This window comes from Pseudomonas sp. FG35, assembly GCF_057809295.1.
The window spans coordinates 127145-145719 of record NZ_JBMDJR010000003.1 but is presented as its reverse complement, the minus strand read 5'-3'; the positions used below and the strand labels follow the sequence as shown (position 1 = coordinate 145719).

Genomic DNA, 18575 nt, shown 5'->3' with positions numbered 1-18575 from the left:
AGCGCCAAAAACAGCATCCTCGGGTTCTCCTTTCTGTCATCTGCAACGGCCCTTCAAGGGCTGTGGCCGGTTCCCTCGAAAAGCTTGCCGTAGACACTCCGCACAACCCCCGGAACACCCGAGAAAATCCCTCGAAAATCACCTCGCACCTCCCGAGGTTTTTTCCTTTATCTGTCACCGGAAACTGCGAATTTCTCAGTGCGACTTAACCACGGACCCCGCTTGCGAAGGTCAGCGGTGAGTCTTCCCAGTGTCATGCAAGACCCCTGCAAACCTGTGTTCACACCCAACGTTGAAAAGGAGATTCTTCATGTTCAAGCGCACTCTGATCGCAGCTTCCCTGACTGTCGCTGCCCTGGCTTCCGCCCAGGCCATGGCCGCCAACGTAACCGGTGGTGGCGCGACTCTGCCTGCCGCTCTGTACAAAGGTTCTGCCAACAGCATCCTGCCAGCCAACTTCAGCTACCTGGGCACCGGTAGCGGCACCGGCAAGACCGCTTTCCTGACCAACAACTCGGCACTGTTCAACACCACCGGTTCGGTTCACTTCGCCGGTAGCGACTCGATCCTCAGCGCTTCGGAAATCAGCACCTACAACACCAACTTCGGCGCTTCGTACGGCCCGCTGATTCAACTGCCTTCGGTGGCTACTTCGGTTGCCATTCCGTACAAAAAATCCGGTCAGACCGCTCTGAACCTGACCAGCGCTCAGCTGTGCGACGCCTTCTCCGGCGCCAAAACCACCTGGGGCGCTCTGCTGGGCACTTCCGACACCACGCCGATCCGCGTTGTTTATCGCAACGTTTCCAGCGGCACCACGGAAATCCTGACCCGTCACCTGAACTCGATCTGCCCGACCAAGTTCGCCACCAACTCCACCTTCGCCAGCGCTCGTCTGCCAGCCGGTTCGACCCTGCCTACGACCTGGGTAGGCGTTGCCGGTACTGCTGACGTGGCCACTCAAGTCAACGCCGTTGACGGCTCCATCGGTTACGTTGGTCCGGACGGTGTGAACGCCGCCAGCAACGCCGTGGTTGCTCGCGTCAACGGCGTACAGCCAACCACCGCCAACGTTTCGCTGGCACTGGGTTCGGCGACTCTGCCAACCGCGCCTTCGAACCCTGCCCAGTGGGTACCGGTCGTTCCTAACCCAGCCAGCGGTTACCCGATCGTGGCTTACACCAACTTCATCTTCGGCCAGTGCTACAAGGACGCAACCGTGGCCGCTGACGTCAAATCCTTCCTGACCACTCACTACAGCAACCCGGGCAACAACGCTGCCACCATCGCTCACAGCTTCACTCCGGTTCCAACCAACTGGAAAGCGGCCGTGACTGCCAACTTCGTCACCAACACCTCGGGCAACAACCTGGACATCAACAACGCCAGCGTCTGCAACGCTGTCGGCCGTCCTTTGTAAGCCTCGCTTCACGGCAATGAAATGGCAGCAGCCTTCGGGCTGCTGCCATTTTTTTTGGCCGATCTACACCTCGTTCATGAAGTTTGTGTGACATCCGTTCGGTCGCGGCCCGCGCCAACCGCCTATGTCGTAACAGCAGGGGCAAGCCGACCTGCGGCCTCATGTGGCAAACAAAAAGGATCTCGTAGTGATGCTCGCTCGCCCATCCCGTCGCAGTACCCGTGTTCAGCCTCAGCAGCGCATGGCCGCCGATCCGGCGCTGTGGTTGCTCAAGCCCCTGGCGCAGGCGATTGCCTTGTGTCTGGTGGCAGGCAGTGCCGAGGCGGCGACTGCGTTCAGTTCGGGATGGTTTGCCGCCAAGGGCGCGGCGCAACAGGCCGCCGCAGCGCGCCCGAGCGTGGGCGGATTGCCGGGGATGACGCCACCGCTGGCGCAGCAGCAAAAGGCCAATCAGCAGCTGCAACGCTCGATTCAGACCCTGAACAACACCGTGGCTGCGATTGCGGCGCAACAAGCGGCGCAGGCGGCCGGTCGTGCGGCGGCGCTGGGCACGGTGCAGTTTGTGCCTGATGGTCTGGGCGAGGGCGGTCTGAAGGTCGATAACAGCCTCACGCAAGGTTGGCAAAACGCCAAAGGCCCGCAGCAGACTCAGGTTGATGGCAAGACCACGGTGAAGATCGAGCAGACCGCCGACAAGGCGATCCTCAATTGGGAGACCTTCAACGTCGGGCGCAACACCACGGTCGATTTCGTCCAGCAGTCGAACTGGGCGGTGCTCAACCGGGTCAACGATCCGAATGCGCGGGCCAGCCAGATTCAGGGCCAGATCAAGGGTAACGGTACGGTGATGTTGATCAACCGTAACGGCATCGTGTTCAGCGGCACGAGCCAGGTCAACGTGCGCAACCTGGTGGCGGCGGCGGCCAACATCACTGACATTCAGTTCCGCGACCGCGGCCTGTATTTCGACAGCACCGGCAGCCAACCGACGTTCACCGAGGCCGCCGGAAAAGTGTTGGTGGAGCGCGGTGCGTCCATCGAAACGGCGCGGCCGGCCAAATCGACCGATGCTGGCGGCTATGCCTTGCTGCTCGGCAGCGAAGTGCAGAACGACGGCAGCATCAACACCGGCAAGGGCCAGACCGTGCTCGGCGCGGGGGATCGCTTTTACATTCGCAAAGGCTCGGGTACTGAAGGCAACGTCTTCTCCACGACGTTCGGCAACGAAGTCACGCCGGGTTTCAAGGCCGGCAGCACTGCCGGCAAGGTCAGCAACAACGGTCTGATTCAGGCCGCCACTGGCGATATCACCCTGACCGGCCATGAGATCGTGCAAAACGGCGTGTTGCTGGCCAGCACCTCGGTAGCCACTCGCGGCACGATCCACTTGCTCAACCCGGCGACCGACACCCAAGGCAGCGTGACGCTGGGGCAGGGCAGCGCGACGGCGATCCTGCTCGACAGCAGCGATCTGACCGCCCTCGACAGTCAGCATCAGGCGGCGCTGACGGGCGTTACACCGAACAACCGGATTCGCAGCGATCAGTCGCGCATTGATATCCAGAGCGGCGGCAGCGTCGAGTTCCAGAACGGTTCGATCACCCTCGCCACGGGCGGCCAGGTTGCAGTGGCGGCGCAGCGTCGCAGTCTGGTGCGTGACGGCGCATTGATCGATGTCTCCGGTGCCATCGGCGTGAAAGTCGCGATGGAATCCAACAGCATCAAGATCAACGTCCAGGGCAACGAGCAGCGCGATGCTTCGGTCAATCGCGATAAAGGTGCGCTCAACAGCAATGACATCTGGGTCGATGTGCGCGAACTGGTCTACGTCCCGGCCGGCACCAACGGCTACGCCACGGATCGCTGGTACACCGCTGGTGGTCTGCTGGAGGTCGGCGGTTACCTCGGCACCCAGGGCCACAGCATCGGCGAGTGGATGGCTCAGGGCGGCACGGTGAGTTTCGCCGGCAATGACGTGGTGACCGAGAAGGGCTCGCTGATCAACCTGTCCGGCGGCACGCTGGACGTACAAAGCGGCGAGATTCGCCAGAGCTGGCTGCGCGGGGCCGACGGGCGCCTGTATGAGGTCTCCAAAGCACCGGGCGATCTGCTCTACACCGGGCTGTACAAGGGCTATGAAGACAGCAGTGAGCGCTGGGGCCAGACGAGTTATTACTACAACCCGTTGATTGCGCCGTCCAGTCGTCGGGAGTCGGGCTACACCGTGGGACGCGATGCCGGGCAACTGGTGATCGGCACCCGCAACGCTGTGCTCGAAGGGCAAATGCTTGGCGAGGCTTATCAGGGCGAGCGCCAGATCCAGGCACCGCGTGCCGTACTCGATGGCTATGCGCAGAGTCAGACGGCGCTGGCGCGGCGCGGGCAGTTGATTGTCGGCAGTTATGACCCGGCGTACGTGGCGGCTTCCGGTGGTTTGCTCTATGGGCTTAACCCTTTGCTCGAACAGGTGCAGATCGGCGGTGAGCGCCCGGTCGCCGGCAATGATCGGGATCTGACCGGCGCCGTATCCGATGCGCGCAACGGCAAGCTGTTCCTCGATGCCGGGCAACTCAGTGACTGGCAACTGAGCGCGCTGAAAGTGGCGGCCAAGGAACGGATCAACGTCCAGGGTGCCGTCACCGTCGACAATGGCGGCGACATCACCCTGTACGGGCCGGACGTGCAGGTCAACGCAAACCTGACCGCGCGTGGCGGCAGCCTGCATCTGGGCAATGTGCTCAATCAGCTCAACACCGATCGCCTCACCGACACCCGACTCGTCGCGCCGACCGGCAAGGCCACCCGCGTGAGCGTGGCTGAAGGGGCACAACTGGACACTCGCGGTCTGTGGAGCAACCTGCGCACCAACCCGGACGATAGAGTCAGCCTGGCGTATCTGGATGGTGGCGTGGTGTCGATCCGCAGCAGCGGCGACATCGAGGTCGGTGCCGGCAGTCTGCTGGACGTGTCTTCCGGCGGGGCGATTCTGGCCAATGGCAAGACCCGCGGAGGCAAGGGCGGTGACGTGACGCTGGAGGCCGGCGCCTTGACCGCGTCGGGTGACAGTCATCTGACTCTGGACGGCCAGCTGCGGGGTTACGGTGTGTCTGGCGGCGGCCGTTTGTTTCTGCAGACCGGCGATGTGCTGATCGGCCAGACCGATAAGCGTCAGGCCGACTCTGTGTTGCAGCTGACGCCGACGCTGTTTGAAAAAGGCTTCTCGACCTACAACCTGATTGGCCTGAACCGGATGGAAGTGACGGATAACACCGTCATTGATGTGTCGATGCCGGTCTATCGCTTCAGCGAGGCGGCCGCCAATCAGGTCAGCGGTGCCGCGCCGCAGCAGGCACTGGAGCTGTGGACGCCGCCGCTCTATCAGGAAAATCCGACCAAGGCCCAACTGACGCGGCGTGCCGGTGCCAGCCTGACGCTGCAGGCCGGTGCCCGCGAAGTCAGGTTGCTCGATCCTGCGCACACGACCCTGAGCCTCGGCCAGGGCTCGCGCATCAGCGTCGACCCCGGGCAGAGCATCAACTTGCGCGGCGCGGGACAGATCACCCTCAATGGCGAACTGAATGCCTGGGGTGGCACCCTCGACATTCGCCAGCAACAGTTCGGTTTGAACGACGTCGCCGACAACTCACAACTGGCTGACAACGCAGCGCACAACCGCTCGATCTGGATCGGCGAACACGCGGTGCTGGATGTGGCTGGCCGCGCGGCCACGGCGGTGGATGCGCTGGGTCGTACTTACGGGCTGGTGGGCAAGGGCGGCACGATCATCGTCGGCGGTGAAATCGATGCGAAAAAAACCACGGCAACGTCGGCCGACGCCTATGTGATCGTGCGTGAGGGCGCACGACTGGACGCGTCCGGTGCTCAAGCCACGCTGGATATCGCCGGGCAGGGCCCAACGCCGATAGCCACCGATGGTGGACGAATCAGCCTCAGCTCCTATAACGGACTGTTCATCGATGGCAGCCTGCGTGCAGTCGCCGGTGGTGCGGGCGCAGCCGGCGGGCGTCTGGACATTGCACTGGAGACGCCGCTCTACGACCTCAACCTCGCCGCCAATAAAGTGCGTGCCGCCAGGGAAATCATCCTTGGACAGGACGCAGGCAAGTCCCAGCTGCCGCAGGATCTGCAACCCGGTGCCGCTGCTTCAGCCTTGCAATACGGTCGTGCCCGCCTGGGCGCCAATCAGTTGATGGCCGGCGGTTTCGACAACCTCAGCCTGCTGAGCAATGGTTTGCTGTCGTTCGACGGCGATGTCGATCTGCACAGCCGCCAGAGCCTGAGCCTGTATGCCGGCGCGTTGGCGTTGGCCGACGGCGCCAGAGAGACTGCGCGGATCAATCTGTCAGCGCCGTATCTGCGGTTGTCGGGGACCGGCAAATACTTCGACGCGCCGGGTTATCTGCGCCCGCGAGTCATGAACACTCCGACGACCCATGTGGCACCCGCCACGTTCAACGCCACGGCGGACCTGCTGGATCTGGGCAACAGCCTGTCGTTCGGCACGGCGGGGAAGATTGCGTCACTCAACGGTGCGGCAATCGAGGTCAGTCGGCGCGGCTTTGATCAGGTGACCTTGCACAGCCGGGGGGATCTGCGCTTTCTGGCTCCGACCGGGTACACCACTAAAACGGAGTTGTGGACGCCTGGGGACCTGAACCTGCAGGCCGCGCAAATCTATCCGGCCAGTGATGTCACTGCCGAGGTGCGGGTCGGTTATCAGAGCGTGCACCCTGGCGCCGACCCGGCGCGCACCTTGCGCATCACCCGCGCCGGGAGCGCCCCGGCCGTCGTGCCTTACTCGGTGTTTGGCGACTTGACGCTGGCTGCCGGGCACATTGAGCAGGGCGGCGTTATTCGTGCGCCGCTGGGCATGATCCGCCTGGGCGACGAGACCGTGGTCAACACCCATGACCTGCATTTGTTGCCGGGCAGTGTGACCTCGGTCAGCGCGGACGGACTGGTCATGCCCTATGGCGGCACCACCGACGGCATCGACTATCGATACGCAGGCAAATCGGTTGTGCTCAAGGGGATTACCGCAGAAACCGCCGGTGTAACGCTGACCTCGCGGTACGTCGATGTGCAGCAGGGAGCATTGATCGATTTGTCTGGCGGCGGCGACCTGCGAGGGACCGGGTTTGTGTCCGGGCGGGGCGGCTCTACCGATGCACGCTTCAATCCGCTGGTGCGCAATGCCACCGACGGTACGTTCAGCTTGCCAGGCCTGGCCAGCAATCCGGTGTACGCCATTGTGCCCGGCAATCAGAGCACCTACGCGCCGATGCTCGCCGAAGCAGGAGCGGTTGATCCGCGCATCGGCCAGCAAATCACCCTCGGCTCCGGCGTGCCGGGGCTGGCGGCAGGCACCTATACGCTGCTGCCCTCGACGTTCGCCTTGTTACCGGGGGCGTTCCGGGTCGAGGTCAACGGCCAGGCCGCAGCGGGTGTCACGTCTGGCGCGTTGCCTTTGCGCAATGGTTCATGGACCAGCTCGGGGTTGATGTCGATCGCCAACACCGGGCTGCGTGACAACCTGGCCAGCCAGGTCATCCTGACCTCGGCCGATGTCGTGCGCCGTTATTCGCAGTACAACGAAACCGGTTTTACTCAATTCATCCGCAGTGACGCTGCACGGCGTGGCGTGCCACGGGCGTTGGCGCCGATGGATGGCAAGTCGCTGAATCTGTACTTGATGTCGGGCGCCGAGCAGGGCATTGCGCTGGATTTCGCCGGACAGGTGTTGTTCAAACCGGCCACTGGCGGCGTGGTCGGGACGGCGGTGGTGAGGGGCGCGCGGGATGTGGAACTGCTCGGCGACGGGCATCGGCGTACCGAGGGTTTCAGCGGCGTGTCGCTGTATGCCGACAGCCTCAACAGATTGGGTGCAGGCCGTCTGACCATCGGCGCGCAACCGGCGATCGATTACAACACGGCGGGCAATATCGTTTCGTTCATCGGTGATACATCGAATATCACCCTGCGTGAGGGCGCCATGCTGTCTGCGCCTGAAGTGCTGCTGCGTACCACCAGTACCCGTGGCAGCATCACGCTCGAAGCCGGTTCGGGGATCAACACTCTGGGGCGCGGCGACGCACCGTACGATTCATCCGCAGGCTTTATCTATGCTCCGGGCACGGCAGGTCTGCTGGTGGTCTCGAACGGTTGGACCAACGTGCTCGCGCCGTCGTTGTCGACCCCTACTTCCGGCGCGGGGGATATTCGCATCGGCACCTGCCCGACGAACGCCTGCACCAACCCGACGCTGCTTTACTCCAATGGCAGCATCACGGCCGCCACAGACAAACAGTTCGAGCTCGACGAAACGGTACGCTTCGGTACTCGCCATCTGACGCTGGCGGTGGGGACGATCAATGCCGGCAGTGCCGAGGCCTTGAGTGCCGCCGGCAGTCGTGTGCCGACCGGCCTGACCCTGAACCAGAACGTGCTTGACCGGCTGTTGCGCGGTGATACGCAGTTTGGCGCTCCGGCCCTGGAGACCTTGAGCCTGACCAGTCGCGATGCCTTCAATTTCTATGGCAGTGTCAGCCTCGACACGCTGGATCGGCAGACCGGCGTCAGCAAACTGCAGAATCTGATACTCAGCACACCGGCCATTTATGGCTTGGGCCAAGCCGCAGACGTTGCGAGCATCCGCACTGCGAATCTGGTCTGGAACGGCGCCACGCAAGCGCCCGCTGCTGTCATCTCTGGCGGCGCCGGCACCGGTCAGGGCACACTCGACATTCAGGCCCAGCGCATCGAATTCGGCTACGGCCCCAACCCGCAGGCCAGTGGACTGGAGCAGAACGATCGCGTGGTGCTGGGCTTTGCCAACGTCAATCTGACCGCCAGCGACCACATCACCGCCAACCACAAAGGCAGCCTTGCGGTGTATCAGGCGCAAGGCGCTTTCGACCCGGTCGGGGGCTATGCCTACAGCGGCGGCAACCTCAACCTGCGCACCCCGTTGCTGACGGGGGAGGCGGCCTCGGTGAACCTGCTCAAGGCCGGTAACAACCTGACTCTCACGGGCGCCGGTACCCCAGCGGCGGCCAATGTCCTGGGCGCGGAACTGACGCTCGATGCGCGTAATGTCACGCTCGACAGTCGCATTGCTCTGGCCAGCGGCAAACTGGTGATCAAATCGGTAGAAGACCTGACCCTGAACAGTGGCGCTTACCTGGATATGGCCGGGCGTACCCTGGCGTTCAACGATGTGAACAAGTACAGCTGGGGCGGTGATGTGGCGCTGTACAGCAGCCACGGCAATATCCGTCAGCTCGCGGGCTCAAGCATCGACCTGTCGGCGCAGAACAATCAGGCCGGCAATCTCAGCGCCATCGCCTTGGCCAGCGATGCCGGGATGGTCGATCTGCAGGGCCAGATCCTCGGCGCCAGCAGCGGCAGTTATGACGCGGGTGGCACATGGGTGCCGTACAAGGCCGGTGGCGTGGACATCCGCGCGCAACACTTGAATGGCGATCCGAGCCAGCAATTCGCGGCCCTTAACCAGCGCTTGAACGCAGGGCAGGTTTTTGGCAGCCGCAGCCTGCAACTCAAGCAGGGCGATCTGTTGATCGGCGACGGGCTCAAGGCCGGTGAGGTCAATGTCTCGGTGGACAACGGTAGCCTGACCGTCGCGGGTCTTGTCGACGCGAGTGGTTCAAGGGTCGGTTCGATTCGTCTGTCGGCGAAGAACGGCCTGACGGTGACTGGCAGCGCCGTGCTCGACGCCCATGGCCGTGTGCTGCGGGTCGACAGCTACGGAAAAATCATCGATGCACCGAACCGGGCGATGGTCGAGCTCAACTCCGGCGCCGGAACGCTGACGCTGGGCTCCGGCGCACGGATCGATCTGCGCCACGGCACCGACGCTGCACTGGGGCCATTGCCCGGGCAGTCCGATGGATTGCCGCGCGGTACGCTGGAGTTGAACGCACCACGTCTGGCCGGCGGCGACATCGCCATCGATGCCAGCGGCGCGCTGAACATTCAGGGCGCCCGTTCGATCGGGCTCAATGCCACGCGCCGTTACAGCGATGCCAGCGACGGTGCAGACCCGGCGGCCAGCGGACGTCCGTATCAGGTGATCGATCAGGCCTACCTTGACCGCATCCATGGCGACAACACGGCGTTCATCGATGCCGCGTTGCTCAACAGCAACCTGCTGCAGAACAAACTGGCCGGCCTGAACAATGCGTCCTATGCCGATGCCTTCCATCTGCGACCGGGTGTCGAGATCGTCAGCAAAACCGCCGACGGCGATCTGGTGGTGCAGGGCGATGTGGATCTGTCCGGTTACCGCTATGCCAGTCTCAATCCGCATACGCAGAAAACCGCAGCCTATGGCTCTGGCGAGTCTGGCAGCCTGGTGATTCGCGCCGGCGGCAATCTCGATATCCACGGCAGCCTCAACGACGGTTTTGCACCGCCACCCGAGACGGTCGACGATGCGGGCTGGAAACTGTTGCCGGGGATTCAGCCGTTCGGCGGTGATCTGGTGGTGCCGGGTGCAGGCGTCACACTGGCGGAGGGCACGCTGTTCCCGGCGGGCGTCACGCTGAACTACGACGTGCCGCTGCAAGCGACGACCCTGGCCGCTGGCACGTTGTTGCCAACCGAAGCGACCTTGGCCGCGCCATACACGCTGGGCGCCGGTACGGTACTGGCAGGCGCGGTTCACGATGCCTCGGGCCAGTTGATTTTTGCCGCTGGAACGCTGCTGACCGACAACGTCACATTGCCGGCCGGCAGCCGCCTTGGCGCGGGCATTCGCTTGAATGACGTCACGTCTGTCAAAGCGATTCGCTGGCCTAAAGGCGTGCCGTTGCCGGGGAGCGTCGAAGCCGGTACCAACGCGATCAAAGGCGTGCGCTTGAGTGGATCGCTGGCATTGCTGCGCGGTTCTTTGATTCCGTCGATGACCGACGTGGTTCTGGCCGATGGGACGGCCTTTATCGAGTTGCGGCCATTGAACGGCAACCAGCAGGGGCGCAACTGGGCCGTTGCCAGCCTGTTACCGGCCGGCAGCGCGTCCTGGTCGATGCGGGTGGTGGCGGGGGCCGATTTGGGTGCCGCTGATACGCGTGCGATCAAACCGGTTTCCAGCGACGGCAATCTGCGTCTGGCCGACACTCATTACGGGCTCAAAGTCACTGAAAAGGCACCAACCCTGGTTTGGGGTGAAGGCAATCTGGGTGGCTTCACCCCGGGCGAACCCGTGCCTGACGAGCTCAAGGAATGGTGCGACTGGGCACCGAACTCCTGCGTTTCTGCACCGCGATGGACGTGGGCACCGGACAACTGGATGGGCATGCCCCCGGGGTCACCGATAAGCGATGAAGACGTGCTTGCCTGGTGTGGGTCTTTCCCTGAGCTGTGCGTGGAAAACAAACCGGGCATCACCGTCAGGACCCGCACACAGATGTTCAGCGTACTGCGTACCGGTACCGGGGATCTGGACGTGCTCGCCGCCGGTGATCTGAGCATGGACTCACCGTTCGGCGTCTATACCGCCGGCACCCAATCCGAGGAGATCGATCCGCGCTTCAACCAGCCGCGCGGACGTCTGTCGGACAACGGTTCGGTGCTGGGCAGTGCCGGCAGCGATTACGAGCGGTGGGTCACAGGCAACGACAGTCTGTATCAGGCCTGGTACCCGCAAATGGGCGGCAACCTGACCATCAACGCCGGTGGTTCGATTTCGGGGGATGTGCTGGGTCGGCGTGGCCCTTCGGCAACCCTGGAAACACCTGAGCAAGTGCCCAGTGTGGCGGTGGGCAACTGGTTCTGGCGTCAGGGGACCGGCAACAGCGATGTGCCGACGGCGTGGTGGATCAACTTCGGCAGTTATGCGACTCAGCCGTTGCCGGATCAAGGCGTCGATACCGGGCCGTTCCTGGTTGGCTTCACCGGTTTCGGCACGTTGGGTGGCGGCAACATCAGCCTGCGCGCAGGTGCCGATGGGGGCATGGTCAAGGCGTTGGGCGAAAACGCCAACACCAATCTTTACCCCCGTGGCCAAGGCTTGATCGTGGCGGTCGGGAGTACCGGGCGCGTCGGCGACGATGGACGGCTGCAATTGACCGGTGGCGGTGATATGGACATCCGCATCGGCGGTTCGCTCAATCCGTCGTTGCAGGCACGGGCCGGCAACAGTGGCGTGGGAGTCCCCCGACACGACTTGCAAGGCGCTCTGATCAACCTGCGCGGCGCGGCCCGACTGACTGGCGGGGCGCTGGGTGGAATCAATCTGCAGTACGGCGCAGCCTCCTATGTGCAGGACCCACGAGAAGTCCGACCGTTTGACCCGTTCACATCCACCGCTGGCAGTGCCTCCGGCGGCCTGGTCTTGATCCCTGGCGACTCGGGCATGAGCCTCAATACCCGCGGCGACCTGGTGCTGGGTGGTGCGGCGGACCCGGGCCGGGTTCGGTTGCAGAACTCGACGCCGTTCACCACCGCTGACGGTGTCGTGCATGACGGGGGCGGATTGAGTGGTTTCTCGCTATGGACCGATCACACGGCTATCGATCTGTTTTCGGCTGGAGGCAACCTGACGCCAAGTACACAGCTGGGCGAGGTTGACGGGCAGGGCCCCATGATCGGGCGAAACACATCTCCCACCGATGGGCGCTTCGTATATCCGTCGATCCTGCGTGCGGTGGCGGCCCAGGGCTCGATTTATGCCGGGCCGTCGGCGACCTACATGCAAGGCAGCGGATTTTTGCCGGCCACAGCGTACTCCTTGTTGCTGGCGCCCTCGAAGGCCGGGCAACTGGAGCTCCTGGCGCAGGATTCGATCTATGCCGGTGGCTACGCAATCAATCAGTCGGGCGCCAGTCCGTCGGCCATCGCTACGCCATTCACACCGGCCTTCAATGGCTACGGTAACAACACATCGAAAACGCCGATCATGACCAACCGTGGCAGTGATGGGGTTTCACCCGATAAAAACTTGCGATATCCGCTGTTTGCTTTTGGTGCCAACAGTTACTCGGGTTTGAGTGAGGTGCAGGCGCCCGCACGGTTCTATGCTTTGACCGGTGATCTGGTGGGGGTGCGCAGTGGGGAAACACTGACGTTCAGCCTCTCCAAACGTACCTGGTACGAGGCGGCCAGCCCTGTCTGGATGCTGGCAGGGCGAGACATCGTGGCTTCCGGTACCTTTCTCGGGCAACCGACCACGGCGCCCAACGGCGAGATGGGGTTACCGAATACAGAGGGTGTCGCCTCGACCGGCAATCTGTTCGTGCACAACAATTCACGGGATATTTCCCGGGTCTCGGCAGGGCGCGACATCCTCTACAGCAGCTTCGACATCGCCGGCCCGGGTGTGCTGGACATCAAGGCAGGGCGCAACATCCTGATGGAGAACCGTGCCAGCATTACCAGCATCGGACCGATTCTGGCGGGGGACAACCGTCCCGGCGCCAGCCTGGTGATGCAGGCCGGTACGGGCGCACAGGGAGCGGACTATTCGCGGTTCATCGCCCGTTACCTGAACCCGCAGAACCTTGCCGACCCGAGCGTTTCCCTCAACGGGCAACCGGGCAAAGTGGTCAAGACTTACCTCGACGAATTGCAGAGCTGGCTGACCCTCGGCTACGGTTTCAGCGGCAACGCAGAACAGGCGCAAGCCTTCTTCGCTGCGCTGCCAGGCGCCGAGCAGGCGATCTTCGCCCGTCAGGTGTACTTCGCCGAATTGCGTGCCGGTGGTCTTGAGTACAACGACGTCGACGGCCCGCGCAAAGGCAGTTACCTGCGCGGTCGCAACGCCATTGCTTCGCTGTTCCCGACCGTCGATGTGGTCGGCAACCTGATCCGTTATGACGGCGACATCACCCTCTACGGCGGTGCCGGGGTCAAGACGCTGTTCGGTGGCGATATCCAGATGCTCACGCCAGGTGGCGGTCAGGTGTTCGGCATCGAAGGCGCGGCGCCGCCATCGACGGCGGGGATCATCACCCAGGGTTCGGGCGACATTCAGCTCTACTCCGAGGGCAGCATTCTGCTCGGGCAGAGCCGGATCATGACCACGTTCGGCGGCTCGATCCTGGGCTGGTCCGCCGAGGGCGACATCAACGCCGGTCGCGGTTCGAAAACCACCGTGGTCTACACCCCGCCGAAACGCGTGTACGACACCTGGGGCAACGTGACCCTGTCGCCATCGGTGCCGAGCACCGGCGCCGGTATCGCCACGCTCAACCCGATTGCCGAGGTGGCACCGGGGGACATCGACCTGATCGCGCCGCTGGGCACCATCGATGCGGGCGAGGCGGGGATTCGCGTGTCGGGCAACGTCAACATCGCCGCGCTGACGGTGGTCAACGCCGCCAACATCTCGGTGCAGGGCAAGGCGACCGGCGTGCCGGTGGTCTCGGCGGTCAACACCGGCGCGATCACTTCGGCCAGCTCCGCTGCGTCGTCGGCAACCCAGGCGGCGGAAGACGTCGCCCGTCAGCAGCAAGCCGCGTCGCGCCAGAACCAGGCTTCGGTGTTCACCGTGCAGGTACTGAGCTTCGGCAACGAACAACTGGCCCCGACCCGCGACGGCGCCAGCCGCGCACCGACACCGGGTTACAACCCCAACAGCCCGGTGCAGGTGCTGGGCGCCGGAGCGCTGGATGAACAAGCGAAGCAGCAGTTGACCGAGGAGGAGCGGGGACAGCTGACGTTGTAAAGAACTCTCGTGTAGTACGCTTCGGGCGGCCTTTTGGCCGCCCTTTTTTTCGGTTCTTTTATTTAAAAAGCATACGGAATACTCACCTTCGCCCACAGCATTTCCCCCTCTGGCCGGTTCTCCACGTCGAATTCCTTGGCCCAGCGAATCTCCGCGCTGGCGTACTTGAGGAAGGTGAAGTGCAGCGCCGGGCCGATGGCGAAGACCTTGCCGCGTACGCCGTCGTTCACGTCTTCGCCGGCGAACTGCACGGTGTGGCCGAACTGTTTGTCGTCGGTGGTCTGCTTGAGGTAGTAGCCGTTGATGCCGAGCATCAGGTCGTCGGTGATCTTGTAGCTGGCCGAGTAATCGAAGTGGAAGATCTGCCCGGACTTGTAGTCGGTGTCCTTGTTCTTCTCGTTGAAGCTGTAGGTGGTTTTCATCGACACCTCGGTGCGCTCGGTCGGCAGCCAGGTGAAGGAGAACAGCGGTTTGTAGGTGTAGAAATTGTTGCTGGTGTTGGCCAGTCGATCGACGCTGTATTCGCCGGTGGGCACGGTGATTTCCACGGCGGCGCCGAGGGTCAGGTCCTTGCCCATGTCCCACAGGATGATCGGCGCGATGGTGGTATCGCCCATGCCTTCACGGGTGTCGCTCAGGCCGAACACCGAGACTTCCTGCTTGAGCCACGGCTGGGCGATGTAACCGGCCAGACGCCCGCCGAAAATCCGCACCGGGCTCAGGTAATCGATGCGCGGGATGACGGCGGTGGATTCGATCTCGACATTCGGCACCTTGCCGCCGAGCGAACTGATGTTGAGCTTTCGTGACTTGTAATGGTTGTAGTAGAGGTTGAAGGCGACCATGTTCTCCGGAAGGCTGTCGACCTCCAGCGGCAGCATGAAGAAGCCGTCGGTGCCGGGGCCGATGTTGTCGACGCCGGCTTCAGTGGCCAGCACCGGCAGGGTCGCGGCGCAGCCGAGCAGGCTCAGCGCCAGTCGCACAGGGAATGTCGCGCGGTTCGGGGTCATGTCCGTCCTCATTATTATTGTGTTTTGGGCGCAACGCCGGCATTCGGGGTGCCCGGCCACGATAGAAATAAGCCCTTGGCGCACAACAGGGCAGGGTATTGGCGGACACGGAAGGGGGCTTCTGCGGACAGTCCGCCAACCCTGTGCTAACTTCCTTCGACATAACCGGTTACAAAAATAACAATTCAGCGTGATCCGGGATGTCAGCCTCCATGAACGTAAAAGTCCAAGACCCCACCTTCGAACTGGCGCTGGTGTCGCCATTTCTCCTGCAAACCCTGGCCGAAGTCGCCGCCAACAAGGGCGTCGAGCCGCAGAGTCTGTGCCGTGGCCTGGGGTTTGATTTCGACGACCTGCAGGATCCGGCGCAGCGGATTTCCTATCGCCAGGCCGTGGCGATGATCCAGCGTGCGCTCAAGGCTTTGCCCAATCAGGGGCTGGGCCTGTGGGTCGGCGCGCAGAACGTGCTCGGTACGCTGGGTCTGCTCGGGCATGTGCTGTCGCTGTGCAAGACCTTGCGCGACGCGTTCGAAATCGGGGTTCGGCATCAGCACACTTCCGGCGGGATTGTCGTTTCCAGCGTCGATGTGGTGGGCGACCAGGTCTATGTCGATGTTGAGTGCCGGCTGCCGTTTGCCGAGGTTCAGGTGTTTGCGGTTGAAGAGTTTTTCGCCAGCCTGCTGGTCTATGGCCGGGCGCTGGTGGGCGAGACGTTCAAGCCGATTGCCGTGGAGTTCATGCACGCTGCGCCGGATTACCTGGATGAGTACCGGCGGCTGCTGGGGCCGGAGGTGCGCTTCGGGTGCCTGCACAACCGCATGCTGATCGACGTGCAATGGCTGGATGTGAACCTGCCCAACCACCATTCGCTGGCGCTGCGTCAGGCGGTCAAGTTGCTGGAACTGGAGGCGGCGCAGGTTCACCAGAAACTCGATCTGATCCAGGCGGTGGAGCGGGCGATTGCCCGTGACTTGAGCCGGGGCAGCCATATTGAAAAGATTGCCGCCGACTTGAATATGAGCAGCCGCACTCTGCGCCGGCGGCTGACTGAGCATTCGCTGACGTTCGAGGCGCTGCTGGAACAAGTGCGTCAGGCGCGCACCATGAGTTTGCTGGCTAATCCTGATATGCCGATTGAGCGGATTACCGAGGAAGTCGGCTACAGCGACGTGCGTAGTTTTCGCCGGGCGTTCAAACGCTGGACGGGGAAAAGCCCGAGTGCGTGGCGCAGTGCTTCGATTTGATCTGAGACCGATGGCCCTCACCCCAGCCCTCTCCCGGAGGGAGAGGGAGCCGATTGGGGGATATTCGAGAGATACGCCGACCTGAAAGTTTTTCAGCGAATCCCTATTCAACTCTGTCTTTCACGTCGCTGTATCTCCAACAAACAACCCGGTCAGTTCCCTCTCCCTCCGGGAGAGGGCTAGGGTGAGGGGGCCTTTGAGGCTACCCAACCCATTTCAATCCCCCACAAACCCTCCGCCTACAGTTAAACTCCGCGCTCTTTCCAAGGAGTCGACATGAGTTACTACCAGCCGGGCATTCTCGCCACCCCCGTTCCGCCACAAGCACGTCACCTGTTTTTCGCCCTTGATTCGGTTGAAGCGCTGCCGCAGGCGATCGACAACCTGCTGAACCTGGTGGACGGCAAGTCGGCGGTGGTCGGTTTCGGTGAATCCCTGGCCAAGGCCCTGAATGTGAACATCGACGGCCTGCGCAGCTTCCCGGCGCTGACCGGTGTCGGCGTGGAAAACCCGTCGACCCAGCACGCCCTGTGGGTCTGGCTGCACGGCATCGACCGTGGCGACCTGCTCAACCGCAGCACCGCGCTTGAGGCCGCACTGGCCCCGGCGCTGCGTCTGGTGCAGATGCAGGAAGCCTTTCGCCACAAGGACGGCCATGACCTCACCGGTTATGAAGACGGCACCGAAAACCCGCACGACGAAGCCGCCATCGCCGCCGCACTGCAAAGTGACGGCGCGGACGGTCTGGTCGGTGGCAGCTTCGCCGCAATCCAGCAATGGCAGCACGACCTCAAGGGTTTCCATGCGTTGTCCGCCGAGGACAAGGACAACATCATGGGCCGTCGCCTGAGCGACAACGAAGAGATCGACGACGCTCCGGTGTCGGCCCACGTCAAACGCACCGCCCAGGAAAGCTTCGCCCCGGAAGCCTTCGTCGTGCGTCGTTCGATGCCGTGGATCGAAGGCGACCGCGCCGGCCTGATGTTCCTGGCGTTCGGCTTCTCCCTCGATGCCTTTGAAGCGCAACTGCGCCGCATGAGCGGTCTGGAAGACGGCATCACCGACGGCCTGTACCGCATCAGCCGGCCGATCACCGGCGGCTACTACTGGTGCCCGCCACTGCAAAACGGCCACCTCGATCTGCGCGCACTGCGCATCGGCTGAGGCGCAAGCATGAACGTGGTGCGTTGGGGCATGATCGGTTGCGGCAGCGTTGCCGAACGCAAGAGCGGGCCGGCTTTCTACAAGGCGCCCGGCTCGGCGTTGGTGGCGGTGATGGGGCGCCGCCTCGAAGCCGTGACCGATTACGCCGCGCGCCACTGCATCGCCCGGACGTACACCGACGTCGATGCCCTGATCAACGACCCCGAGGTGGACGCGGTGTACATCGCCACGCCACCCGACAGTCACCACGCCTACAGCCTGAAGGTTGCCGCCGCCGGCAAGCATTGCTGCGTGGAAAAACCCATGGCGCTCAATGCCGGGCAAAGCCGCGAGATGCAGCAGGCGTTCGCCGAGGCTGGTCTGCACCTGTTCGTCTCCTATTACCGCCGTTCGTTACCGCGTTTCCAGCAGGTTCGGCAGTGGCTGGAGCAGGGCCGCATCGGCCAGGTGCGGCATCTGAGCTGGACGCTGACCAAGGCACCATCGCCCAAGGATCTGGACGGCAGCGCAAACTGGCGCACCGATCCGGCAGTCGCCGGGGGCGGGTATTTCGCGGATCTGGCCAGCCATGGTTTTGACCTGTTCCAGTACCTGCTTGGCGACATCGTCGAAGTCGCCGGTTTCACCGCGCGTCAGGCCGGGTTGTACGCCGCGGAGGATGCGGTCAGCGCCAGTTGGCGATTCGCCTCGGGCGCGCTGGGCATGGGTTGCTGGAGCTTTGTTGCGGATCGCCGTGAGGATCGGGTCGAGATCTTTGGCAGCCAAGGGCGGATCGGCTTTTCGGTGTTCGACGAGCATCCGGTCGAGCTGCATGCCGACGAACACATCAGCCTGGAAATCCCCCATCACGAACACATCCAGTGGCATCACGTACTCGGTATGAACGCGCAGATTCGCGGTGAGTCCCGGCACCCGGCAATCGCCGCCGAAGCCCTGAAGACCGACTGGGTCATGGATCAGATCCTCAAACGCCACTGAAGGCGCATCTAACCTTATGCTCATTCGGTATTTCTCAAGCTTGTCATAACATCTCT

At 63.1% G+C, this 18575-nt stretch carries 6 protein-coding genes; 5 read left to right on the top strand and 1 reads right to left on the bottom strand.

Annotated elements, in window-relative coordinates:
- Positions 1-310 precede the first annotated feature (310 nt).
- Positions 311-1420: a substrate-binding domain-containing protein gene (locus ACODTD_RS07105; protein ID WP_489104647.1), complete on the top strand. Its 1110-nt coding sequence runs from the start codon at positions 311-313 to the stop codon at positions 1418-1420.
- A gap of 190 nt (positions 1421-1610) precedes the next feature.
- On the top strand, positions 1611-14123 hold the full coding sequence (locus ACODTD_RS07100; protein ID WP_489104646.1) for a filamentous hemagglutinin family protein: 12513 nt from the start codon (positions 1611-1613) through the stop codon (positions 14121-14123).
- A 62-nt stretch (positions 14124-14185) separates the two neighbouring features.
- On the opposite strand, the gene ACODTD_RS07095 is transcribed toward ACODTD_RS07100, so the two are convergent.
- On the bottom strand, positions 14186-15133 hold the full coding sequence (locus tag ACODTD_RS07095) for a SphA family protein (RefSeq protein ID WP_201819261.1): 948 nt from the start codon (positions 15131-15133) through the stop codon (positions 14186-14188).
- A gap of 212 nt (positions 15134-15345) precedes the next feature.
- Here ACODTD_RS07095 and ACODTD_RS07090 point away from each other — a divergent pair, with 212 nt between their 5' ends.
- The 3 genes from ACODTD_RS07090 (at position 15346) to ACODTD_RS07080 (ending at position 18519) form a co-directional block, all read left to right on the top strand.
- Entirely contained in the window at positions 15346-16377 is a 1032-nt protein-coding gene (locus ACODTD_RS07090) for an AraC family transcriptional regulator (RefSeq protein ID WP_011334549.1), read from the top strand.
- Positions 16378-16653: 276 nt separating this feature from the next.
- A complete protein-coding gene (locus ACODTD_RS07085) occupies positions 16654-17541 on the top strand; it encodes a Dyp-type peroxidase (RefSeq protein ID WP_489104645.1) in 888 nt (295 codons plus the stop codon).
- Positions 17542-17550: 9 nt separating this feature from the next.
- A complete protein-coding gene (locus tag ACODTD_RS07080; protein WP_489104644.1) occupies positions 17551-18519 on the top strand; it encodes a Gfo/Idh/MocA family protein in 969 nt (322 codons plus the stop codon).
- Positions 18520-18575 lie beyond the last annotated feature (56 nt).

What these genes read in the sequence shown, in the direction of transcription:
- ACODTD_RS07105 (WP_489104647.1), top strand. Translation starts at nt 311, where the DNA reads ATGTTCAAGCGCACTCTGATCGCAGCTTCCCTGACTGTCGCTGCCCTG.
- ACODTD_RS07100 (WP_489104646.1), top strand. Translation starts at nt 1,611, where the DNA reads ATGCTCGCTCGCCCATCCCGTCGCAGTACCCGTGTTCAGCCTCAGCAG.
- ACODTD_RS07095 (WP_201819261.1), bottom strand. Translation starts at nt 15,133, where the DNA reads ATGACCCCGAACCGCGCGACATTCCCTGTGCGACTGGCGCTGAGCCTG.
- ACODTD_RS07090 (WP_011334549.1), top strand. Translation starts at nt 15,346, where the DNA reads ATGAACGTAAAAGTCCAAGACCCCACCTTCGAACTGGCGCTGGTGTCG.
- ACODTD_RS07085 (WP_489104645.1), top strand. Translation starts at nt 16,654, where the DNA reads ATGAGTTACTACCAGCCGGGCATTCTCGCCACCCCCGTTCCGCCACAA.
- ACODTD_RS07080 (WP_489104644.1), top strand. Translation starts at nt 17,551, where the DNA reads ATGAACGTGGTGCGTTGGGGCATGATCGGTTGCGGCAGCGTTGCCGAA.